The following is a 272-nucleotide window of genomic DNA, read 5'->3' on the forward strand; positions in this document are numbered from 1 at the left end:
ATAATAAACTGTGAACCAGCAGCAACCGCTTGGTTTAGCTGAGCTTCATTTAAAATAGTCCCTGCGCCTACCAATGCTTCAGGCACTTCTTTAGCAATTTTAGCAATCGCTTCTAACGCACAAGGAGTACGTAAAGTAACTTCTAAAACACTAATTCCGCCAGCCACTAAGGCTTTTGCTAAAGGTACAGCATGTTCAATTTTATTAATGACCATGACCGGAACTACCGGGCTGCGTTTAAACACGTCATGTGGTTGAAGCAACCAGTTATT

General features: G+C 41.9%; 1 protein-coding gene. It reads right to left on the reverse strand.

Annotated features, from left to right (window positions below; all coding sequences use genetic code 11):
* A partial coding sequence (locus AAEY87_RS13990) for a beta/alpha barrel domain-containing protein (protein ID WP_502945484.1) occupies positions 1 to 272 on the reverse strand: 272 nt, incomplete at both ends.

It is taken from the genome of Psychrobacter sp. S1-30-MNA-CIBAN-0213 (genome assembly GCF_040309845.1).
Taxonomy (GTDB): domain Bacteria; phylum Pseudomonadota; class Gammaproteobacteria; order Pseudomonadales; family Moraxellaceae; genus Psychrobacter.